The organism is Rhodococcus sp. H29-C3, from assembly GCF_030063405.1.
Taxonomy (GTDB): domain Bacteria; phylum Actinomycetota; class Actinomycetes; order Mycobacteriales; family Mycobacteriaceae; genus Rhodococcoides.
In genome coordinates, this window is record NZ_JASITC010000004.1 from 249,140 (window position 1) to 269,594 (window position 20,455).

Below are 20,455 nucleotides of genomic sequence, written 5' to 3' on the forward strand. Positions count from 1 at the left end.
CTATACGATCCGTTCGAGCTCGGGTGCAGTGGTCGATCCGGACATTTCCAGCTCCGACGCGAGGTCCGCTGCGACCTCGGCCGCCAGTGCGCCGTCGATCACCCGATGGTCGAATGTCAGCGACAGCGGAAGAATCGTTCGGTCGACTGCTCGGTCGTCCACGAGTGCGACGGAGTCGATCATCCTGCCGATTCCGACAGTCATGGTGGTGCCTCCATCGGAGTAGAAGTGCCGAATCGGGCGATGGCCCAGCGAGGTCACCGCAACTGTTCCGAGGGCCCGGTGGCTCCACGGAAGGAAGGTGGCAATGTCGAACACGGCTCGGCCGACGACGCCGGGTAGGAACCGAAATGCTTGCGCAGGTCCGCGATCGCCCGACTCGAGGCGCTCTCGGGTGTCGGTGATCCATTCGGTGATCGCTGCGGGCGATATCGATTGTGCAGCAGGGAGAACTGCGGACTGCACCGTCCTGGTCCCGTCGACCGAGACGTCGAACGCCAGCTTGACGTCGACATCACGATGCCGTACCACGAGAGGTAGACCAAGTGACTCGAACGAGGAGTTCGCCTCGGGATGACGTGCCCACACGGTCCCGACAGCCGCGACGACCTGCGCGACGACCGAACATCGAGCCGACTCGCTCTGTCTCGCGAGAATGGCCGACGCGTCCACCTCGATGCCGAGGTAGACGGGGCTGCGACCGGTGCTGCCGGCTAGGAAAGCAAGGGTGTGCCAGCGGTGGTTCGGCACCACGCGGAGACCGCCGACCATCCGCACGAGGGACGTCATGCGGTGGCAACCCGGTAGATGTCGTCCAGGCATTTGCTCTCCATGGCCCGGACGACCGATAGCGGTCTGCCTATTTCCGCCTCCACCACGGTGATGACCTTGAGCAGGTACATCGAGTCCCACCCCGCAACGCCGTCGAAAGGGGTCGACAAACCGAACTCGGTGATCTCCAGACCGCTTTCGGTACGGACCAATTCGACGAATCGCTCTTTCGTCATGCTCATGCTCATGGTCATCTCTCCTTGATGTCTACGTACGGGGGTACCGACGGCACGTCTGCCGGGGCAAGTACGAATTCCTCCGAGTCGGCCCCGAGCCCGTGCAGGCCGCGGTGGTCACCGCCCGACGGCCGGAACCCGTGATCCGGGTACAGACGGGCAGTGGCCGAGTTCTTCGGAGTTGCTGCGTACCAGCCGATCAGTTCGGTTCTGCCGGTGTGGAATTCGGACTGTGCGACGTGCGCGAGCAAGGCCGTTTCGACCCCCCGTGCGAGGACCCGGCAGGACAGCGCGAAGTTTCGGACGAAGGTGGTCTTCTCGGACCGTTCGACGAAGAGCGCCCCCACTATCCCGTGATCGCCGAAGCGGTCTGCGCATTCGACCGCTACGACGGCACGATGTGGATCATCGATCCAGGTTCGAACCGAACGTTCGTCCATCCGGAGCGTGGTGAGGTTGAATTGATTGGTGCGCTGTGTGATCTGGGCGATTCGGGCGATCTCGACACCCTGTGGCTCGAAGACGACCACCCTCGTGTCGAGATCGGTCAGGTAGGACTCGACGTCCTGCGCTGCATCGCGGAGGGTCCTGCGCTGCAACTCCGTTCGGTATCTGGTAGTTCGGGCGGTGTCCTCGGCGGTGATCGTCGATGTGGTGAACCACCCGTCACGAAGCAGTGATACGACGTGCAATGCGGGTTCGTTTGCATCCACCGCCACGATAGGAAGGGTGGGCAAGGCCGAATGCATTGCGCCCCGCTCGGATTCCGAGTCGTCGACGAATACGAACGACTCGACGCCGATGCCCAGGTCGGCGGCCATGGCTACCAGGTTTCCCGGCTTCGGATTCCAATCGGCACGAATGGCAACGAAGTCACCCTCGCTCATGTCCGAATCAGGGTGTTCGATCAATGCTCGCCGGACGAGCGCCTCGTCGTTCTTGCTCAGAATCGCGAGCATCACGCCCTGGGAGGCAAGCTGCCGCAGGGTGCGTCGGAACGTTGAGTATGCTTCGCCGGTCAGACCGTGCTTGAGGTTCACTCCCTCGATTCCGTCCTCGGAAAGAACGCCCTCCCAAAGTGTTCCGTCGAGATCGAGCGCGAGTGCCTTGCTGGCCCGGCCCAGGCGCGATCGGGTGAGGTGTCCGATCTGACGAGCGCATGCCCCCATGAACTCGTTACCGAGCGCGATGCCGGCATACGACGCCATACGGGGGTCGGACAGCGGACCGGACTCCGTGAGAACGGCGTCGGCGTCCAGCACGACGATCGAGTGGTCGGCTACGGCAAGATCGAGCAATCGTGCGTTGAACCGACGCCAGGCGGCCCCGATCTGCGCCTTGGACACCAGGTCGATCGCCATCGACAGCACCGCTGCCGGCAGCGGCACGGTCGCGACAACCGTCAACCGTCGAGCCGCGTGGCTCCGTACCGAGCGCTCGAGTGTCGTAGCGACGTCGTCGAGTGCAACCGCTACGTCTCGTGCGGTCCAGGTGTCGGGGAGACGATCGAGGACGATGCTCGCGTCGAGCATCACGATCGTCATGTCCGGGTCGTGTTCGAAGACGGGGGCTCGGTCCTGGAGTAGTTCCAGAGCCCATCCGCCGAATCCACCCACTCGGATATCGGATTCGAATCCGTGACGCGCCAGTTCGGCGCCGAGGGGAGCCTGCAGCCCTCGGACCGTCGAGCTGCCGACGATCGCGATCGCAACCGCCCTCGTGACGTTCGTGACGGTCACAGTCCCTCCAAGGTGATGCCGCCTCGGATCCAGCGGCTGGATTCGATGGCGATCGCGAGAGCCCGGTTGCCGGGTTCGATGACTCCGGCAAGGCTGTCGAACTGTAGGAAAGCCAGGGCATTTCCGCTGTTGCCGGTCGCGGCGACACAGCTGATTTCTCGGGCACCGTCCATTCCCATCTCCTTCCGGATGCGGGCGGTCATGATGCCGGACAGCTGAGGTGGGAGGAGGAAGTCGATATCGTCCGCGGACCAGGATGAACGGCGAAGCAATTCGCCTGCCGTTTCTACACTCATGCCCGGCACACGTCGTTCGATGGCCTTGTAGTCCTCCCGCACGGCGGTGATGTCCGAGAGTCGATCGGCGTCTCCGAACCACTCGATGATCTGTCCAGGAGCGCTGTCGAGACCGGTGAACACACAGTGCACGGTGTCGATCCGCATGACGGCGTCCGTGGGATCGGCTGCGATCACCATTGCGCCTGCAGCATCGCCGAACAGCATGTAGTTCACGAGCGTCGCGGGCGGCATACCGCTGATGTCTCGGTCGAGAACCATGTGCTTGGCGCACAGATCGGCGCCGATCACCAGGCCGATACGTCGATCGTCGTCGAGCATGCGCCCACCGACGTCCAACGCGGAAATCGCTCCCGAACAGCCGGATTGGAGCTGATACGCGGGAATGAGATTCAAGCCGAGCCGGTCGGCGATTCCGGTGGCCGATGTCGGCATCAACGAATCCGGTGTTGCGGTGGCCAGCACGAGAAAATCGATGTCCGACGGCTCCAGCCCGGCCCGATCGAGTGCCTGCCGTGCGGCGTGCGTACCGAGATCGACGATCGAGTGGGTGCGCTCACCCGATTCGAGATCGACACCGAAGTATCGTGTCCGTGTTCCGACGAACAGCTCGATCCATTCGGCGTTCATTCCGAAACGGCCGGCGAGAGCTGCATTGTCGACTGCAGCGCCGGGCAGGCAGGTCCCGGTTGCGAGCACGTGCATCAGTTCGCTCCTTCGAGAATCACTGTGTGCGGGTACGTTCGGGTGTGGTGACGGACGAAGTCCACGAGATTGCCGACGGTGTCGAGATTGTCGGCCAGATCGACCACCGCGATCGGCGGAGTCGGAGCGAGAAGTTCGTTCACTCGGTCGCCGAGCCGAACGGCCATGATCGAGTCGAACCCCAGGTCGTCGCGCAGGCGGGAGGATCGGGTGAATTCTCCGGTCTCGAACCCGCCCAGCTGCGCGATCAGGGTGCAGATCGACGTCTCGAGATCGAGTTCGTCCGGGACGGATGTGGCGGTGGTGAACAGCGGCGACTCGGCGCTGACCCCGCCGTGGGCAGCCCCGACCGCGGTATCGTCCAGAATCGACTCGACAGCAGGCACATTCGAACGGAACCGCAGTGTCGGCTTGCCCGCCAGCCGGTGCCGATCGTGGTCGAATCGATACCCAGGCAGACGTCGGACGGTTCGATGTTGCTGCTGGTACAGAGGTGCCCAGACAACGTCGGTACCTTGGCTGTACAGGGCTGCGAGAACCTCGGCAAATTCGGTGCCCGCCGACGCAGGCCCTGGCATCGGAACGAGCCGCTCGGCCCCGGTGGTGTCGATATCGCGGGCAAGTGTCGTCAAGACACCATTGGGACCGATCTCGATCAAATGCGACGGCCGGGCGTCCGCGAGAAGGGCGCGCATAGCCCCGAGGTAATCGACGGGCCGCACCATCTGTTCGCTCCAGTAGGCGAGCGTAAGATCGGCGCCGTCGATCTCGCCGCCGCGAAGCGTCGAATAGAAGGGAACGGTGGTCGCGTTCGGTGGCACTCTGATCCCCGATGCTCGGAGCATGGACGCGGCAGGCTCCATGGTGGGGGAGTGAAACGCGTGGGTGACGCGTTGGCGTTTCGGCGAGTACGCCGCGAGAACCCGTTCTGCACGCTCGAGAGCCTCGGTCGCACCGGCTAGGACCGTGCTGCCGGGCCCGTTGATCGCAGCGATGCACAGCGTCGAGTCCAGTTCGACGTGCGCCACGATCGTCGACACGTCGGCACGGACCGAGAGCATTCCACCTGCGCCTGCTGCTGAGTCCATCGGAGTGCCCCGCATGGACACCAGACCCAATGCGTCCGACATCGTCAGTGCACCCGCAGTCACGGAGGCCGCGAATTCACCCAAGCTGTGGCCGAGAACCGCAACCGGACGAACACCCACGTCGACGAAGGCAGCAGACAAGGCGTACTGCACTGCGAACAGCGCCGGCTGAGCTATCGCGGCCCGAGCCACCAGTTCGGCGGAATCTTCGTCGAAGAGGACGCGATCGAGGTGTGGACGTAGGTCGTCGGCCGCCGCGTCGACCACTTCGCGCAACCTATCCGAGTAGACCGGGCAGCGACGCTCCAGTGCGCGACCCATAGCCGGGTACTGCGACCCTTGGCCGGTGAACAGGAAGGCCGGGGCCGGGGTGCGCCCGGACGCGGTGCCGGATCGGAGAAGGACCGCGCGCCGCAGCGCCGCTGCGCCCTGGCTCGGAGTGTCGGCGGCAACGGCGATACGCGAGCGGAGACCGGTCTTGACGATGTTCGTCGAGTACGCAATCTGGTTGAACCGATCCGGCGACACGCCGTCTACGAAATCGGCGAGCGCGGTTACGTTCGACGTCAATGCGCTGTCGTCGTTCGCCGAGATCGTGAGCACTGAGGTCCCGGACAGTCGACTCGGAGAACGGACGTCGGTCGGTGAGCCGACGACCACGTGCGCATTTGTACCGCCCATTCCGAAGGAGCTGATTCCCCCGACGATCGGTGTGCGTGGCAGCTTCGCAATTGAATCGTTGAGCCTCATGCCCTTGCCACTCAGTCCAAGGGCTTCGTTCTCGGCATCGGCGAACAACGACGGCGGAAGAACGCGATTCTTGATGGACAGAATTGCCTTGATGAATCCCGCGATCCCTGCGGCTCCTTCGAGGTGACCCACGTTGCCCTTCACCGATCCGAGCAGGCACGGTCGGCTGCGTTCGACGCCGAGAACCTTTCCGAGGGCACGGGACTCGATCATGTCACCCAGTACGGTTCCGGTCCCGTGGCCTTCGACGAAATCAACGTCGGCAGCGTTCACGGAAGCGCGCGCGTAAGCAGACTCGAGGACTGCGATCTGCGACCACATACTCGGTGCGGAGATCCCGTTGCTTCGCCCGTCGTGATTGACAGCCGAGGCGAGAATGCGGGCGTACGACAGTCCCGAACGGGTGATGGCATCGGTTTCCCGTTGCAGTACGACGACGCCGATACCTTCCCCGCGCCCGATCCCGTCGGCCCCGGCGGAGAACGGTTTGCATCTGCCGTCGGTGGAGGCAAGGCCGGATTCAGCGTAGAACACCGACAGTGCAGGCGAGAGCATCATGTTGGCCCCGGCGACGATAGCCGTGTCGATGTCGCCCGCGCGAATTGCACTGGCGGCCTGATGAATAGCGACGAGGGACGAGGAACACGCAGTATCGACGGTCATACTGGGTCCGTGCAGGTCGAGGTGGTAGGACACCCGGTTGGCTGCCATGCAGTATCCACCTCCCGTGCCTCGGTGCGGGGTCATTTCCGCGGGACTCGACATCGCCATCGATGTCCAGTCACTCGACATCATTCCGACGAACACGCCAGTCGTGCTGCCTGCCAGGGCCGTCGGATCGATTCCCGCGTCTTCGATTGCATGCCAAGCCATTTCGAGGATCAGCCGCTGCTGCACGTCCATCTCGCTCGCCTCGGCCGGTGAAACTCCGAAAAAGGCGTGGTCGAAATTTGAGTGTCCGGTGATGAATCCGCCGAATCGGCTCGGCGGGCGCGGAGCATCCGACCCGTTCGTCCAATCGTCGGTGGTCCACCGATCGGGTGGCACCTCGCTCGCGCCGTGCCGTCCGTCGAGCAGAAGCTTCCAGAAAGCAGAGGCGTCCGATGCACCTGGGAACCGGCAGGCGATTCCGGTCACTGCGATCGCGGGATCGGAGGTCACGAGTCGGCCTTGGCCGCAACCTGGGTGCGAAGAAAGCCAGCCATGGCAGCGATGCTCGGGTAGTCCCACGCCATGGTGGGTTCGACCTCAATTCCGAACGCATCTTCCATGTCGCCGCACAGGGTGAGGGCATAGACCGAGTCGAGCCCGTACTCGGCAAGGGGACGGTCCATGTCGACCGAGTTCGGTGGGATTCGCAGGAATCCCGCGACCTTCTCGATCAGCCATTCGGTTTCGTCGATCGGACGAGCAGGCATAGTCGTTCCTTCTGGCGTGATGGGAGTGCGTGGTTGAGTGGTGGTGCGTGATCGTTGACGAGGGTGGGTGACCTTGCGGCGATGTCAGGGCATCGTGCGGGGGACTGTGCGGGCTCGGAGATCGAAGGCTCGGCCTTCCTGTATCCGCCGAAGAACATCGGTGAACGTCTCGAGCACAACGTGTTGCGGTGGTTCCAACCGGATGCCGCCGATTCGCTCGGCCGTGCGATACAGCGCGAGAACGGCCCACGACGGCGCGTCACCGTCGAGGCGCTCGACGATCCCTGCCGTGACCAGAAGCAGTGCATATCGTTCGGTGAGCCGCATAGCGGCCGCAGGCGCGGCCACGCCCAGGTCGTGCGGGGCAAGAGCCGCAGACTCGGAGCGCAGGTCGAGGAGAGCCTGCGTCAGAATCTGCCAGACGTCGGTGAGTGCGGGATGAACAGGGCGCGACTCCAAGCTGACTCGCAGTCGGTTCAGTACGGGGTCGGGGCCAGGAGCGAACATTCGAAGGGACCCGAAGTTCAAGGGTGCCAGGTCCGCTCCCGGCACAGTCTTGGGAGCAGCGTCACCCTGGGAGGTAAGGCGTTTCAGCTGCGGCAAGATCGCCAATTGGCAGGCCGCGCCACCGGCGTGGCCGATCGCAAGCGCTGCGAAATCCCGAAAGTGTTTACCGAACAGTGCATACGGACCAGTTCGAAGGTAGAAGCGTGCGCCCAGAACGACCGAGAGATCGGACATCGCGGACTCCAAAATCCTCGCCACGATGTATTTCGCGGCCGCAGAATGGGCGCTGCCGAACGCTGGCAGTTCGTGCAGTGTGTTCGCGGAGTCCGCCACCATACATTCGGCAGCCATGAGATCCGCGAACGACGACGCGAGCGTGTGTTTGACGTGTGGCAGATCCGACAGATCGCTGCCGTACAGCCGCCGCCGAGTTGCGAAGCCTGCCACTGCGAAGAGGCTCTCGTCCACAGGTCCCAGACCCGCACCTGCTGCCACGCATCTGGACACCTGAAACGAGGTGAGTGCCGTCTCGACTGCGGTACCGGGTGCGCCGATCATGGTCGACGCGTCTACCGGTGTGTTTCGGAAACTGAGCCCACCGAGGCGACAACCGCGAAGGGCCAGGCTCAGGTGGCGTGGCGTCGATGCCGGCGAGTCGGGACCGTCGAGGTCGACGAGGAACAACGAGTGCTCGCGCCCGCCGAATCCAGATGTGCCAGTGCGGGCGAACACCACTGCGGACTGCGCACGGTCGGCATTGTTGATGACGTTCTTTGCGCCGTTCAGCCGGTAATTTCCCCCGTCCTCGGTAGCGACGAGGTCGTTCGCGCCGAAATCGTTACCGTGGTCCGACTCGTGATAAGCAACCGAGATCGCCCGGCCAGACATCAGCGTTCGTGCGACAGCAACCTGCTGATCGGTGCGACCGGCCGCGTACACGTTGACCGCCGCCATGAACGAGGTCAGACCGTATCCGAGCCCGAGAGACGCATCACGCCCGAATACTGGACGCATGACGTGCACGAGTCGTTCGATGGAGGTGAATCGACCCCCGAGGGCGATCGGCACGAACTCAGCGCCGAAGCCGTAGTCGTCCAACAGCGTCAGCGTTCCGGCGGTGAACTCGCGAGCCTCGTCGGCTTCGAGGACATCGGCCACTCCGTACGGGTTGGCGGACTGGTACGGGTCACCGAGAAGTGTGTCGAGAATGGTCACGTATTCACCCGTTCCTGTTTCACGGACGCCGAGGCCGTCGCATCGAAAATGGTGGGATGCGAACGGTGGTCGAGTTGGTCCAGCAGAACCGAATATCCTGCGTCGATGCTGTCGATCGGCACCGAACTGCGTACACCGATTCGGTCGAGTGCGGTATGTAGTGCCAACTGGAGCCAGAGTGCGTCGGACCAGAGTGGTCCGATGGGGGGATTGTTCAGGTAGATCTGTATGGCCGCCGCCCCAGCTATGCACGCGGAAAGATGTTCCGCCGCAACGAAGGCAGCGGTAGGCACCTCGACCGGATCACGATCCAGCAGTCGAGTCTGCCGAGACAACCTCTCGACCGTACGGACCAGAACCTCAGCACACCGGAGTGCGTAGGCCTGGCCGTCGTGCTCGCGGTCGAGGAGACAGCCGAGTGCTGTCACCGAACTCTCGAGGTTGGCCAGAAGACCGAGCCCGCGACGGGGAACCAGGGACAGTCGCGCGAGGTCGAGCGCGGGGAGCGGTTCTGCGATCGTCGTGCAGATACGAAAGTCGATCTCGTCCTGAGTCGAACGCGCGGTGTTCTTCCAGAGCAGGACCGAGAATTGGCTGACGATCGTGTTGAGGTTGACCACCGTGTTTCCGTCGAACAGCGACACGATTCGATGATCGCGTTCCACCTTGTACAGCGTCCCGTCGGACCCCAGTCCCGGCACCAAGGACCGCGCTCCCATGAGCCTGCGCAGATCGAGCAACGACTTCTCGACGGTCGACGGGACCAGGTACTTGCTTGCGGCCGCCAGCGCGGACTGCTCGCCGGGGAGCGCATGCAACGATCTGGACGCGACGACGGTCAGCGCCTCAGCCAGCAGGTGGCCACCGAACGACTCCACGAGCACCGTCCTGGCTGCGGGTAGGTCACCGAGCGAGCGACCGTACAGAACCCGAGCTCGTGCGAATCGAGCGGTCATGGCCAGCGCGTGATCACTTGCGCCGAGGGAAAGGTAGCAGCACATTGTGCGAGTCAGCTGTAGTGCTTTCAGCACGATCTCGAGTCCGTGGCCTTCCGGCCCGACCAACGTTCTGGCCGGCACGAACGCACCGTCGAACGAAATTCCGCTGATGTCCGCGCCTCGGATACCGTGAGTCGGTTCCTTGGGAAGCGTATCGAACGAAGCGGTGTCCAGCTCCGACTTCTCGACGAGAAACAAGCTGTAACCGCGGGCAGTGCCGCCGTCACGAGTGCGGGCAAGCACACATACCGCGTGGCCGCGAGTCGCATTGTTGATCAGCCACTTCTCTCCGTACAGCCGGAACCCCGCGGTGTCGGGCTCGTCACCGGTTCGGCTCGAATCCACCTGCATCTCGGCCGTATCCGCACGAACCTCGCCCGAGAGCAGGTCGCTTCCGCGGGCACGTTCGGTCAAACCCCACGAGATCTGCTTGCCCTCACAGATGAGCTGTGCCAACCGCTCGCGTTGTCGTTCGTCACCGGCGACCCACGCCGACACTGCTCCGAGGAATGTCTTCCCATGCGCGACGGCGAGGGTCACATCCACCCTGGAGAGTGCACGAACGATGCGACCAGCACTGGAATAGTCGTCGAGCAACCCCCCGAATTGGGTCGGAACATAGCACCGCTGCACTCCGAGACGATCCAGTGCCGCAACCAACTCGGTGGGGAATTCGTCGGCGTCATCGAGATCTTCCACGGACTGCATGTCGACGGATTCGAGGAGTACTTCGAGCCGACGCTCGAGTTCATCGATCGATCGCGCCGGGTCGGAACCGAGGTCGGCACCGGAGTCCACGGCACCGAATGTCATCGAACTACCGATGCGGCGATCGGTACGACACCGCGGTCCTCGAGCCGCCCGTGGCGGAAATGGTCTCGCATTTCCGCCCGACGAATCTTTCCGCTCGTCGTCCGCGAGACGACCTTGCGATCGACGAGAACGATCTCGCTCAGTATCAATCCGTGTCCTTGCCGAATCGATTCGTGCAGAATCGGTTTGAGATCGGCCACCTCCAATTCGCCGAGATCCTCCTCGCGGAATTCCTGAACGAGGACGACTCGTTCCGGGAACTCGCCCATCCCGAACGCCGCGGTCAGGCCCAGTGCGACAGCCGGGTGCGCCGACTTCGCCGTCTGTTCGAGGTCGTGCGGGTAGTGATTCTTGCCGTTGACGATGATGACATCCTTCAACCGGCCGGTGACGAACAACTCGTCACCGACGAAACAACCGAGGTCCCCGGTGCGCATGTACCCGGGCTCATTTGCGAGGGACAAGCCGAATGTAGCGGCCGTGGCTTCGACGTTCTTCCAATATCCCTGTGCGACAGTGTCTCCGCGAACCCAAATTTCGCCGATGCGTCCGGGTTCGAGTCGCTCGAGAGTGACCGGATCTACGATTGCGACGTCGGATTCGCCGACGACTCCGCTACCTACGAGCGGTCGAGCCGACCCGTGCAGCGTCGCGGCACGGACTTCGTTGCGTTCGAGAGCATCGGAATCGGCATCGAACACGGTGAAGCCGGTTCCACGCACACCCGACACGAGCAAGGTCGCTTCAGCGAGGCCGTAGCAGGGGTACACCGAGTTCGGATCGAGGTCGGCGGGAGCGAACCGTTCGCAGAAGTCGACCAGTGTCTGCGGGTGAACCGGTTCGGAACCGTTCAAGATGATGCGGACGTGGCTGAGATCGAGGCCTGCCACCACATCGTCCGTGACACGTCTGGTGCACATCTCGAATGCGAAATTCGGTGCCACCGTCATGGTCCCGGAGAATCTGGACAACGTCTCCAGCCACAACATCGGACGTTTGAGAAACGTGACCGGTGACATGTAGTGTCCTGGAAATCCCACGTACAGCGGATGCAGGAGTTGCCCGATCAGGCCCATGTCGTGAAAATGGGGTAACCATCCGGCCGCCACGTCGTTCGGGGTGGCGCGGGTGACGAGATGGATTTCCCGTTGATTCGCAAGCAGATTGCGATGAGTGATGACGACGCCCTTCGGGTCGGTCGTCGATCCGGATGTGTACTGCAAGAACGCCACGGTATCGGCCGCCGGAATGTCGAGCGGCGGGTTCGGCGAATCGGGTACCTCGATCGTGTCGACAGCGACGACACTGCGGACCTCGTCGAGGCCACAGTCGGCCAACCATGTCGTGATGGCAGGTAGCAATGCGTCGGTGGTCAGCAACACGCCGATCTCGGAGTCGCGCACGATCTTGCTGAGGCGCTCCATGCCTTTTGCGTCGGTCGGTACCGGTGCAGGCACTGCGATGACCTGTGCGTACAGGCACCCGAGGAATGCGTAGAGGAACTCATGACCGGGAGCGAACAGCAGCAACGCACGCTCACCGACGTCGTAGTCGCTACGCAGCTGCCGCGCGACGGCGTCGGAGAGGGTGTCGAGCTCGCCGAACGTCAGCGACCTCGTCGCGTCGGGTTCACCGCGGTCGGAGAGGAACGAGATGGCCAGGCGGTCGGAGTTTCCGGCGACGACGCCGCGAAAGTGTGAAACGAAGTCGTCGAAATGTGTTGTGCCATCGGAGTTCGACATCGAACGCGGCTCCCTGGAGAAGGTCTTCGGACACGGATGTTTCGGAAGGAAACCCAACGTATCCTGCTGTCCTTGAATCGAACTTCGACGGCGCTAAAGGAACTCTTGCGGATTCGATCTGCTGTCGCCGCGATGGGCTGCGCCCCATGACAATCCTGCTTGGAAGCTGTTACCTTCTGTGCGCAAACGTGATTCGGCCGAACGGTCGAAGGCGTCGCAGTATCAGAGGGTGTCGGAACACGGACACCGGTCAATGATCGAGAGAAGATGCCCAAGATGGGAATTATTGTCATGGTTGTACTGATCGGAGCGGCTGTCGCATATGCAGTGTGGTCCACCCGCACGTCGTTCGTCATTCGTGCCGAGCGCGAGATCGAGGCCTCGGCCGACGAAGTCTGGAACGTATTGGTCGATCGCGAGTCGTACCCGCGATGGAATCCGTTCGTCGTCTCGTCCACGGGCCCGCTGACCGAAGGGGCCACAATCACCAACGTTCTTTCCGATACCAAAGGCAGTACGACGACGTTCACACCGACGGTGCTGACGGTGTCGAAGAATCGAGAATTTCGCTGGAAGGGAAAGTTCTGGATCACGGGAGTGTTCGACGGTGAGCATTTCTTCACCATCGATCCGTCCGGTCCCGGTCGGGTCCGCCTGGTGCAGGAAGAGCATTTTCGGGGACTCGCTGTCCCACCCATGCGCTCGATGTTGCGCAAGGACACACTCGCCCAGTTCCGCGCGATGAACGACGCTCTCGCGCATGAGGTACGTGTGCGTTCAGAGTCGGCCACGATCGTGTCGGAAGAGAACTGATGGCGCACCGTCTCTTCCGGTTGGGGCGTTTCGCTTTCGACCACAAGTGGTCGTTCGTAGCAGCCTGGGTGCTCACCTTGTTCGTGACCGGCATCATCGCCGCCACTATGTCGAAGCCCATGCAGGACTCCCTCACTATTCCCAATACCCCGGCCGAGCAGGCTCGGGCGATGTCGACCGAGTTGTTCGCCGGTGAGCCCGCCGAAGCCGCAGCGGACGTGACGATGGTCCTCGGTGCTCCTGCAGGTTCGACCCTGCTCGACAGCGAAGTGTCCTCCGCCGTTCAGCGCGTGGTGACCGATCTGCAGGCGCTTCCCCAATTGGGATCGTCGGCGACCATCGTCGATCCCGCGACGGCGGCCGGAGTGCAGAGCGACCTACTCGTCGGCAGCGCACTCGAACAAGGGGTGCCCGAGGACCGTGCGCGTGCTGATGCTGCGGCGCTCAGCCCGCTCAGCGCCGATGGCACAGTCGGGACGATCGAGTGGGCGTTCGATGTCGCTGCCGCCGCCGATGTCTTGGAAAGCACCAAGGAACAAGTGAGCGCGATCGCCGAGACGGCACGCGAGGACGGGCTCGAGGTCGGCTACCTCGGTGCGGGTGTCGAGGATGCGGGCATCATCGATCCGGCGAGTGAGTTGATCGGCCTCGCCGTCGCCGCGGTCATTCTGGTCTTCACGTTCGGGTCGCTCGTCGCTGCGGGACTGCCGCTGCTCACGGCGGTCGTGGGTGTCGCTATCGGTGTACTGGGTGTCGTCGCAGCAACCGCGTTCGCAGATCTGGGGTCGACGACCCCGTTGCTCGCAACGATGCTCGGTCTGGCTGTCGGCATCGACTACGCGCTCTTCGTTCTGTCGCGGTACCGCCATGAGCTCGATCGTTCCGCCGACCGTCGGGAAGCTACCGCCCGTGCGGTAGGCACAGCGGGGTCGTCGATCGTGTTCGCGGGAGCGACGGTCGTGATCGCTCTCGCGGCCTTGGCCGTCGTCGGCGTACCGTTCTTGACGTCGATGGGCCTTGCCGCGGCGGGCACTGTTGCCGTCGCAGTGCTGATCGCGCTGACGCTGCTTCCCGCTCTCATCGGGGTCTTCGGACGCAAGACCTTCGCCGGACGCATACCCGGAGTTGCTCCGACAACGGAGTCGGCCACCGGAGACACGACACTGGGTCGCCGCTGGGTCGGTGTCGTCCGACGCGCCCCTATTCGGATGCTCGTCGCCGCAGTCGTGGCCCTCGTGCTGTTGACGCTCCCGGTGACGCATTTGGCAATGGCGCTTCCCTCCGACGCGACCGCGGCCGAAGGGACGCCGCAGCGTATCGCAGCAGAACTCATCGACCGCGGCTTCGGCGAAGGGCGAAATGCGCCGTTGCTCATGGTGATCGACGGCAAGGAAGCGACCGTGCCAGATGCCTTCGCATCCGTGGTCGAGTGGGCAGCCGAAGTTCCCGGCGTCGAGGGAGCGCAGGTGATCGCACTCAACGACACCGCCGACGGTGCCCGTGTACTGATCACGCCGTCTGGTGGGCCCAACGACGATTCGACCAAGACACTCCTGGCCGACCTGCGCGGCGGAACTACCGCTGTCGAGGCAGCTACCGGGACCACGATCGGCGTGACGGGAATCGTGGCTGTTCAGACCGACGTCACCGATCGCCTGATGACAGCGCTGCCGGTCTACCTGCTGATCGTCGTTGGGCTCGCGTTCCTGCTACTCACGGTGGTGTTCGGCTCGATCATCGTGCCGTTGACCGCAGCGGCCGGCTTCCTGCTCTCCGTGGGAGCGACGTTCGGAGTTACAGTGCTGCTGTTCCAGGACGGAGTACTCGGGATGTTCTCGGCGGCGCCGCTCGCATCGTCCATGCCTATCTTTCTCATCGGGATCGTCTTCGGCCTCGCGATGGACTACCACGTCTTCCTGGTATCTCGAATGAAGGAATCGTATTCGCGAGGGGCCGATGCGACGACTGCAGTTGTCGATGGATTCACCCATGGCGCACGGGTCGTCACTGCCGCTGCGCTGATCATGGTGTCCGTGTTCGCAGCGTTCGTTGCACAGGACGACTTGTTCATTCAATCCATGGGCTTCGCGCTTGCGACGGCCGTGTTCCTCGACGCCTTCGTTGTGCGAATGACGATCATCCCTGCGGCAATGTTCCTGCTCGGGCGACGCGCCTGGTGGATGCCGGCGCAACTACGCAAGGTTCTCCCGACGATCGACATCGACGGAGAGTCGTTGACCGACGACGCGTCCGGGCCCGCCGGTTCCGTCCTGTCCGCCGATACGGCAGATTCGACGGACAAGGTGCAGGCCTAGGACTGTCCGTGTAGTGCTGAAATGCATCAGATGGATGCAGCCACCGCCCGCGTTGCAGCACTGCTCGAGACGATCACCACCAAGATCCTGCGGTTCTTCGAGCCCTTCGAGTTCGACCAGGTAGCCGAACTCGCGGACTGAAGGAATGGGTATCGACCATGTCACTGTTGCCTTGGTCGCTGGCTCGATCGAGCGGTTACCGAGTCACTGAATGCATTGAGCATCAATGTGACTCGCACAGGGCGTAACCGGCGTTCCACTCTGCCCTCGGCCACCGCGGTTGAGCGGTGTCGGTCAATTCGCAGGCCCCAACGCGTCGGCGAGCATGTGCATCGCCGCTGTGGTGGAAAGCGCACGCACGCTTGCACGGTCACCGGGGAGTCGGAGTGTACGGGTCATGCTCGGTCGGTCGGCGGAGGCAATTGCGAAGCAGACAGTGCCGACCGGTTTGAGGTCGGTGCCGCCCCCCGGTCCCGCGACGCCACTGGTCGATACCGCGATGTCGACGCCGAGTCTGCTCCGTGCGCCCTCCGCCATCTGAGCCGCCACTTCTTCACTGACAGCGCCGTATTCTTCGATCATCTCGGCTGGGACGTCGAGGAGGCCGGTCTTCGCCTCGTTCGCGTAGGACACGACCGCGCCGATGACGTAGGCCGAGGAACCCGCGCGATCGGTGAGACGGGCGGCGATCATGCCACCGGTGCACGATTCTGCGGTGGCAATTCGATGCCCTGCCAACCGGTTCGCCACGATGTCGTCGATGGTGGATCCGTCGATCGAAAAGACCTGCGCGCCATGTTGTATGTCGATGAGACCTGCGAGCTCCGCGTATGCGGTTGCGGCATGCTCTGCATAGCGGGTCACCATCTCGAGCTCGCCGAGCTGCAGGCAGGTGGTGATCTCGAGATTGCCGAATCCCGTGATCTGGCGCTCTGCGGTCCGTAGCGTTGCAGCGAGGTCGGCTTCGGACAGCCCGTACGCCCGTATGGTGTTCTGACGGATCTGCGCGCGTCGGACCAGGACTTCGGCGACCGGTGCGCTGTTGAGTGCCTCCGGCCACATCGCCTGCAGTTCGCGAGGCGGGCCGGGCAATATCAGGACAGCGGGCAGTGTTCCGGAGTCTCCGGCAGGTATCGCGACACCAGGGGCGGTTCCGGTCGGTGGAATGGAATACGCACCGTGCGGAACCATTGCCTGCTTGCGAATACCTGCCAGCAACGGCTCTGAGTCGGTTGCAGAACTCAACCGGCTCCGCCATCGCTGCACGATTGTGTGGATGCGCTGCTCGAGTTCGTCGTCGAGGTGCAATTCGCGGCCGTACAGAGCGGCAACGGTCTCCACGGTAAGATCGTCAGCGGTCGGGCCCAAGCCTCCGGTGGTGACGATCAAGTCGACGCGCTGATCCGCTAGAAACTGTAGTTGCGCCGTCAGGTCCTCGGGCCGGTCACCGCAGATCGTGATGTGGGCAACGTCCACTCCCATCTCCAATAGTCGCTGGGCCACCCACGGGCCGTTGCTGTCGGTGACCCGACCGGCCAGAACTTCAGTTCCCGTAACCACAACACCCGCACGCACCGTCATTCCTCGACCATACTGGCGACCGTCATATCTACGCGGATAGCCGCCTCCGGTGTAACGACGACCGATGTCCTCAGTAGGACCGGTCGCCTCGAGTTCAGCTGAGACGGCGGACCTGTAACAGTCCGATAGCACCTATGGCGACGCTGAAGGTAAGCATCAGCCCAGTTTCAATGGCTTGGAACCGCCAGAAGTCAGCCTCGGTGTAGTAGCGAATGTCGAAGCCGTCGACGCCTTGGTCCAGTAGACACGCATCGAATCGATCGGCACGGTTCTTTCTGTCGAGTCGTGCCCGTTCCGCGCGCTGTTCGTCCGACTCATCGGCACGCTTTTCTCCGGATCCATCCTGGTATTGCGGCCGACAGCGTGTGGTTTCGGGCCTTACAGTTGCACCACTCGCGTCGACATAGCCGGCGTCGATGACCCAGGTTCCGTCCGTGGTGTAGTACGGGTTCGGAGGGTATTCGGATTCGCGGTACAGACCGTCTATCGCTTCGCTTCGGACCGTGGGTGTTCCGTAGTGCTCACGTGCGATCCACGTGAAAGCGACAGGGACGAAAAGGAATACGAACAGAGTGGCGAGCATGGCCATGGTCCCGTTGCGGAACATGAGTGCCAGAGTGCTACCGATGAGCATTACGACGAGCGTGTAGGCGCCGAGAACGACACCGGCTGTTTCGAAGTGCGGAAAATCGAACAGCGAGAACGCAAAGGACGGCTTGCCACTCGTGCTCATTGAATCCCGTGATGGTCCCGCGGCCCAGTGCAACGTCAACCCGAGGCACGTCATTGCACCCGAGATCGGCAAGAAGACCACAGCAATGCGTGCGAAGTACCACTGAACCCTGGTTGTCGATTGCGTCAGCGACAATACGTGCATTTGTGAATCCACTTCACGGGCGAACGTGGGGACACCGACGAACATGCCGAACAGTAACGGCAGCAGCAACGCGAACAGCGTCGACAACGTCAACGCTGTTTCTGGCCTGCACGGCCCTACGTCGTTCCAGCGCGAACAAATGCCCCCGAACGACCAGGTCCACTTCGGATAGTCCGGAATGTATATCCCCGCCGTCAACGCTGCCACGATCAGGATCGCGATGAATGTCAGCGAGAGCAGCAGAGGCACCCGGTTCAGACGCCACGCGGACCAGATCACGGTCGCAACCGTCGAACCGCGAGGGTCGAACCTCCGGCGAGAGAAAACGAAAGAAGCAGGCACAGAGCAGCTTCGGTGAACTGGAACCGCCAGAGCATCCGGTCGTCGAACAACAGGTTCTCGTAATGATCAGCACCTTGCACGCGCAGGCATTCGATACGAGCACGCGACTGATCGGCCATGAAGGCGTCGACTCGGTTGTCGAAATCCGATGTGGTCTCCAGCGGGCCGGGGTCAGGCCAGTCGTCGACGGTCGAACATGCGTCATAGGCGAGATCGACGCGTTTGCCTTCTGCATCGACGTAGAGGGAGTCCACCGTCCAACTTGGCCGCTGTACATCCGACGGGTCCATCTCGTACGCGACGCTCTGGCCTGATTCGCTTTGGTCGAGGGTCAAACGGTCCACTTCCGGCGTCGCGTAGTGCTCTCGAACCAGACCCGGAAAAACAACGATGACAGCGACGGTCGCAACCATAGTGACCACCATCGCGCCGATCGTGTTGCGTAGCAACAGTGCTGCCGAGCTGCCGATGGCCAACCCGAGTGCGGTGTAACCGGCGGGAACGACGCCTATGGTACCGAAGGTAGGGAACTCCAGGCGCGAATAGAACGCGTCGACGAAGCTGGACCCGAATGGACTTGTCCCGAACCGGGACCACAGCACCACATAACCCAGAACCACCATCGCCAAGACGATCGGCGTGAATACGACAAGCACGCGCGTCCAATACCACTGCATGCGCCCGACTGCCTGGGTCAAACCCAGTACGTGAGTTCGGCGTTCGATGTCGCGTGAGAAAGCCGTCACGCCCACGAACACACCGAGGACGACGGGCAGGGCAATGGTTGCCAAGCTTGCAAGAGTAAGCGAGGACTCCGTCAGGCACGTCGTGGTCGACAGACCGAAGCATCGGAACAACACATAATTCGACCCGAGGCGGTCCGCAAGGAAAGTTACTGCCGCGATTGCAGTCGCCAGCAACAGCGGTGCCAAGACTCCCAGCAGGATAGTCCCGCGGAACTGCCTCCACGTCACCCAGATCACGACGCACTCCTGACTGTGAGGTGGGCAAGCACGACGTCGTCGAGTGAGGCGTCGTCGACCTGCCACCCAGGTGCCGCCGAGGGCCGAGGCCCGCGCACTACGAACGCAGTGCCGCCGGAACCTTTGACCTCGGCAACAACCGCGCCGAGATTCGCGACGGCTGCAGGATCACCTGACCCGACCAGCACGTAATGGTCATCGGTGACATCGTCGATTGCACCGGCAAGTCGAATTCGGTGCTCGCGCAGCAACAATAGTTGGTCTGCGACGTCGGCGAGTTCGGAAAGAACATGCGAGGACAAGACGATGGTGGTGCCGTGCTCGGCGGCGTCACGCATCAAGGTCCGCGCGACGTCGCGTCGGGCAACGGGGTCGAGGTCTGCGAGGGGTTCGTCGAGCAGAAGCACTTCTGGTCGACGTCCGAGAGCGAGCGCGAGTGCGACGCGCGTTCGATGTCCTGGCGATAGAGATTTAACCTGCGCAGACAGCGGGACTTCAGCTGCCTCGACCAGTTCGGAGGCGTAGTCCTGGTCCCAGGAAGGATTGGTACTTCGTCCGAAGCGGAGAATTTCTTTGACCGTGAACCGCGGATACAGTGGCTTGTGTTGAGCGAGGTAGGACAATCCGGGAGTGATCCCGCGTTGCCCGACGCGCTGACCCAGCACGGTGACGTCTCCTCGGTCAGGGGCGAGCAGCCCGACTGCGAGCGACATGATCGTCGACTTACCGGCTCCGTTCGGCCCCACAAGTGCTGTGACGGTGCCACGTTCGACCGAGAACGTGCAGTCGTTCAGGACAGTGGTGCGGCGAAACGATTTGTCGACGCCCGCCATGGACAGAACCGTGTCGGTCATTACTGCTCTCCTTCATTTTGGTAGCGGGAGTCGAGCGCAGAGGCAACCAGAGCTTCGAAGTCGGCTCTGTCCAAGCCGGCCGAGATGCCACGGTCCAACCATCGGTTCAGCTCTCGTTGCAGAGCGGTCTTCTCGGCCATGCCAGGTTTTGCGAGAGAGGCAACGATGAAGGTCCCGACCCCGGGGTGCGGCTCGACCAACCCCTCGCGTTCGAGCTCGCGGTAAGCCTTCAGGACGGTATTGGGATTGATTGTGAGTGCGCCGACAACGTCCTTCGCGGTGGGGAGTTGATCTCCGACGGCCAGATCGCCGCGACGAAGTGCTTGTTTGGTCTGTAGGACCAGTTGCACATACGTGGGGATACCGGAACGCCGGTCTATCCGGTAGACGATCATGAGCTCCACATTCCACT

16 protein-coding genes are annotated in these 20,455 nt (G+C 62.8%); 2 read left to right on the forward strand and 14 right to left on the reverse strand.

Annotated elements, in window-relative coordinates:
- From QMK32_RS11340 to QMK32_RS11380, 9 genes are all read right to left on the reverse strand, one after another.
- Positions 1-789 (reverse strand): 2-oxo acid dehydrogenase subunit E2, encoded by a 789-nt coding sequence (locus QMK32_RS11340; RefSeq protein WP_283475030.1) that lies wholly within the window; start codon positions 787-789, stop codon positions 1-3.
- Positions 786-1,019 carry an acyl carrier protein gene (locus QMK32_RS11345; RefSeq protein ID WP_088945807.1) on the reverse strand — a complete coding sequence of 78 codons (234 nt, stop codon included), beginning with the start codon at positions 1,017-1,019 and terminating at the stop codon, positions 786-788. The genes QMK32_RS11340 and QMK32_RS11345 overlap by 4 nt, the downstream gene beginning before the upstream one ends.
- Before the next feature lie 2 nt (positions 1,020-1,021).
- Positions 1,022-2,746 (reverse strand): HAD-IIIC family phosphatase, encoded by a 1,725-nt coding sequence (locus QMK32_RS11350; protein WP_283475031.1) that lies wholly within the window; start codon positions 2,744-2,746, stop codon positions 1,022-1,024.
- The gene (locus QMK32_RS11355; protein WP_283475032.1) at positions 2,743-3,747 is read right to left on the reverse strand and encodes a 3-oxoacyl-ACP synthase III family protein; all 1,005 of its coding nucleotides are present in this window, start codon (positions 3,745-3,747) and stop codon (positions 2,743-2,745) included. The genes QMK32_RS11350 and QMK32_RS11355 overlap by 4 nt, the downstream gene beginning before the upstream one ends.
- A complete protein-coding gene (locus QMK32_RS11360; protein ID WP_283475033.1) occupies positions 3,747-6,746 on the reverse strand; it encodes a type I polyketide synthase in 3,000 nt (999 codons plus the stop codon). Before QMK32_RS11360 ends, QMK32_RS11355 begins: the two co-directional genes overlap by 1 nt.
- Positions 6,743-7,003: an acyl carrier protein gene (locus QMK32_RS11365; protein ID WP_088945803.1), complete on the reverse strand. Its 261-nt coding sequence runs from the start codon at positions 7,001-7,003 to the stop codon at positions 6,743-6,745. The genes QMK32_RS11360 and QMK32_RS11365 overlap by 4 nt, the downstream gene beginning before the upstream one ends.
- Before the next feature lie 84 nt (positions 7,004-7,087).
- Positions 7,088-8,725 carry an acyl-CoA dehydrogenase family protein gene (locus tag QMK32_RS11370; RefSeq protein WP_283475036.1) on the reverse strand — a complete coding sequence of 546 codons (1,638 nt, stop codon included), beginning with the start codon at positions 8,723-8,725 and terminating at the stop codon, positions 7,088-7,090.
- Positions 8,722-10,536 (reverse strand): acyl-CoA dehydrogenase family protein, encoded by a 1,815-nt coding sequence (locus tag QMK32_RS11375; RefSeq protein WP_283475038.1) that lies wholly within the window; start codon positions 10,534-10,536, stop codon positions 8,722-8,724. The genes QMK32_RS11370 and QMK32_RS11375 overlap by 4 nt, the downstream gene beginning before the upstream one ends.
- A complete protein-coding gene (locus QMK32_RS11380) occupies positions 10,533-12,278 on the reverse strand; it encodes a fatty acyl-AMP ligase (protein ID WP_283475040.1) in 1,746 nt (581 codons plus the stop codon). The genes QMK32_RS11375 and QMK32_RS11380 overlap by 4 nt, the downstream gene beginning before the upstream one ends.
- Before the next feature lie 291 nt (positions 12,279-12,569).
- Between QMK32_RS11380 and QMK32_RS11385 the strand changes: the two genes are divergently transcribed.
- Together QMK32_RS11385 and QMK32_RS11390 are read left to right on the forward strand one after the other, a co-directional pair.
- On the forward strand, positions 12,570-13,091 hold the full coding sequence (locus QMK32_RS11385) for an SRPBCC domain-containing protein (protein WP_283475042.1): 522 nt from the start codon (positions 12,570-12,572) through the stop codon (positions 13,089-13,091).
- Complete coding sequence (locus QMK32_RS11390; protein ID WP_283475044.1) at positions 13,091-15,406, forward strand: MMPL family transporter; 2,316 nt, start codon at positions 13,091-13,093, stop codon at positions 15,404-15,406. The genes QMK32_RS11385 and QMK32_RS11390 overlap by 1 nt, the downstream gene beginning before the upstream one ends.
- A gap of 294 nt (positions 15,407-15,700) precedes the next feature.
- Here the strand turns inward: QMK32_RS11390 and QMK32_RS11395 are convergent, their stop codons facing one another.
- The 5 genes from QMK32_RS11395 to QMK32_RS11415 form a co-directional block, all read right to left on the reverse strand.
- Positions 15,701-16,987 (reverse strand): competence/damage-inducible protein A, encoded by a 1,287-nt coding sequence (locus tag QMK32_RS11395; protein ID WP_283475045.1) that lies wholly within the window; start codon positions 16,985-16,987, stop codon positions 15,701-15,703.
- A 94-nt stretch (positions 16,988-17,081) separates the two neighbouring features.
- On the reverse strand, positions 17,082-18,143 hold the full coding sequence (locus QMK32_RS11400) for an ABC-2 membrane transporter-related protein (protein WP_283475046.1): 1,062 nt from the start codon (positions 18,141-18,143) through the stop codon (positions 17,082-17,084).
- On the reverse strand, positions 18,140-19,189 hold the full coding sequence (locus tag QMK32_RS11405; RefSeq protein WP_283475049.1) for an ABC-2 membrane transporter-related protein: 1,050 nt from the start codon (positions 19,187-19,189) through the stop codon (positions 18,140-18,142). Before QMK32_RS11405 ends, QMK32_RS11400 begins: the two co-directional genes overlap by 4 nt.
- Complete coding sequence (locus QMK32_RS11410; protein WP_283475051.1) at positions 19,186-20,043, reverse strand: ABC transporter ATP-binding protein; 858 nt, start codon at positions 20,041-20,043, stop codon at positions 19,186-19,188. Before QMK32_RS11410 ends, QMK32_RS11405 begins: the two co-directional genes overlap by 4 nt.
- Positions 20,043-20,438 (reverse strand): GntR family transcriptional regulator, encoded by a 396-nt coding sequence (locus tag QMK32_RS11415; protein ID WP_283475339.1) that lies wholly within the window; start codon positions 20,436-20,438, stop codon positions 20,043-20,045. The genes QMK32_RS11410 and QMK32_RS11415 overlap by 1 nt, the downstream gene beginning before the upstream one ends.
- Positions 20,439-20,455 lie beyond the last annotated feature (17 nt).

Coding starts and splice junctions, on each gene's coding strand:
- QMK32_RS11410 (WP_283475051.1), bottom strand. CDS start 20,043: ATGACCGACACGGTTCTGTCCATGGCGGGCGTCGACAAATCGTTTCGC.
- QMK32_RS11385 (WP_283475042.1), top strand. CDS start 12,570: ATGGTTGTACTGATCGGAGCGGCTGTCGCATATGCAGTGTGGTCCACC.
- QMK32_RS11355 (WP_283475032.1), bottom strand. CDS start 3,747: ATGCACGTGCTCGCAACCGGGACCTGCCTGCCCGGCGCTGCAGTCGAC.
- QMK32_RS11380 (WP_283475040.1), bottom strand. CDS start 12,278: ATGTCGAACTCCGATGGCACAACACATTTCGACGACTTCGTTTCACAC.
- QMK32_RS11345 (WP_088945807.1), bottom strand. CDS start 1,019: ATGAGCATGAGCATGACGAAAGAGCGATTCGTCGAATTGGTCCGTACC.
- QMK32_RS11395 (WP_283475045.1), bottom strand. CDS start 16,987: ATGACGGTGCGTGCGGGTGTTGTGGTTACGGGAACTGAAGTTCTGGCC.
- QMK32_RS11375 (WP_283475038.1), bottom strand. CDS start 10,536: ATGACATTCGGTGCCGTGGACTCCGGTGCCGACCTCGGTTCCGACCCG.
- QMK32_RS11365 (WP_088945803.1), bottom strand. CDS start 7,003: ATGCCTGCTCGTCCGATCGACGAAACCGAATGGCTGATCGAGAAGGTC.
- QMK32_RS11390 (WP_283475044.1), top strand. CDS start 13,091: ATGGCGCACCGTCTCTTCCGGTTGGGGCGTTTCGCTTTCGACCACAAG.
- QMK32_RS11415 (WP_283475339.1), bottom strand. CDS start 20,438: ATGATCGTCTACCGGATAGACCGGCGTTCCGGTATCCCCACGTATGTG.
- QMK32_RS11340 (WP_283475030.1), bottom strand. CDS start 789: ATGACGTCCCTCGTGCGGATGGTCGGCGGTCTCCGCGTGGTGCCGAAC.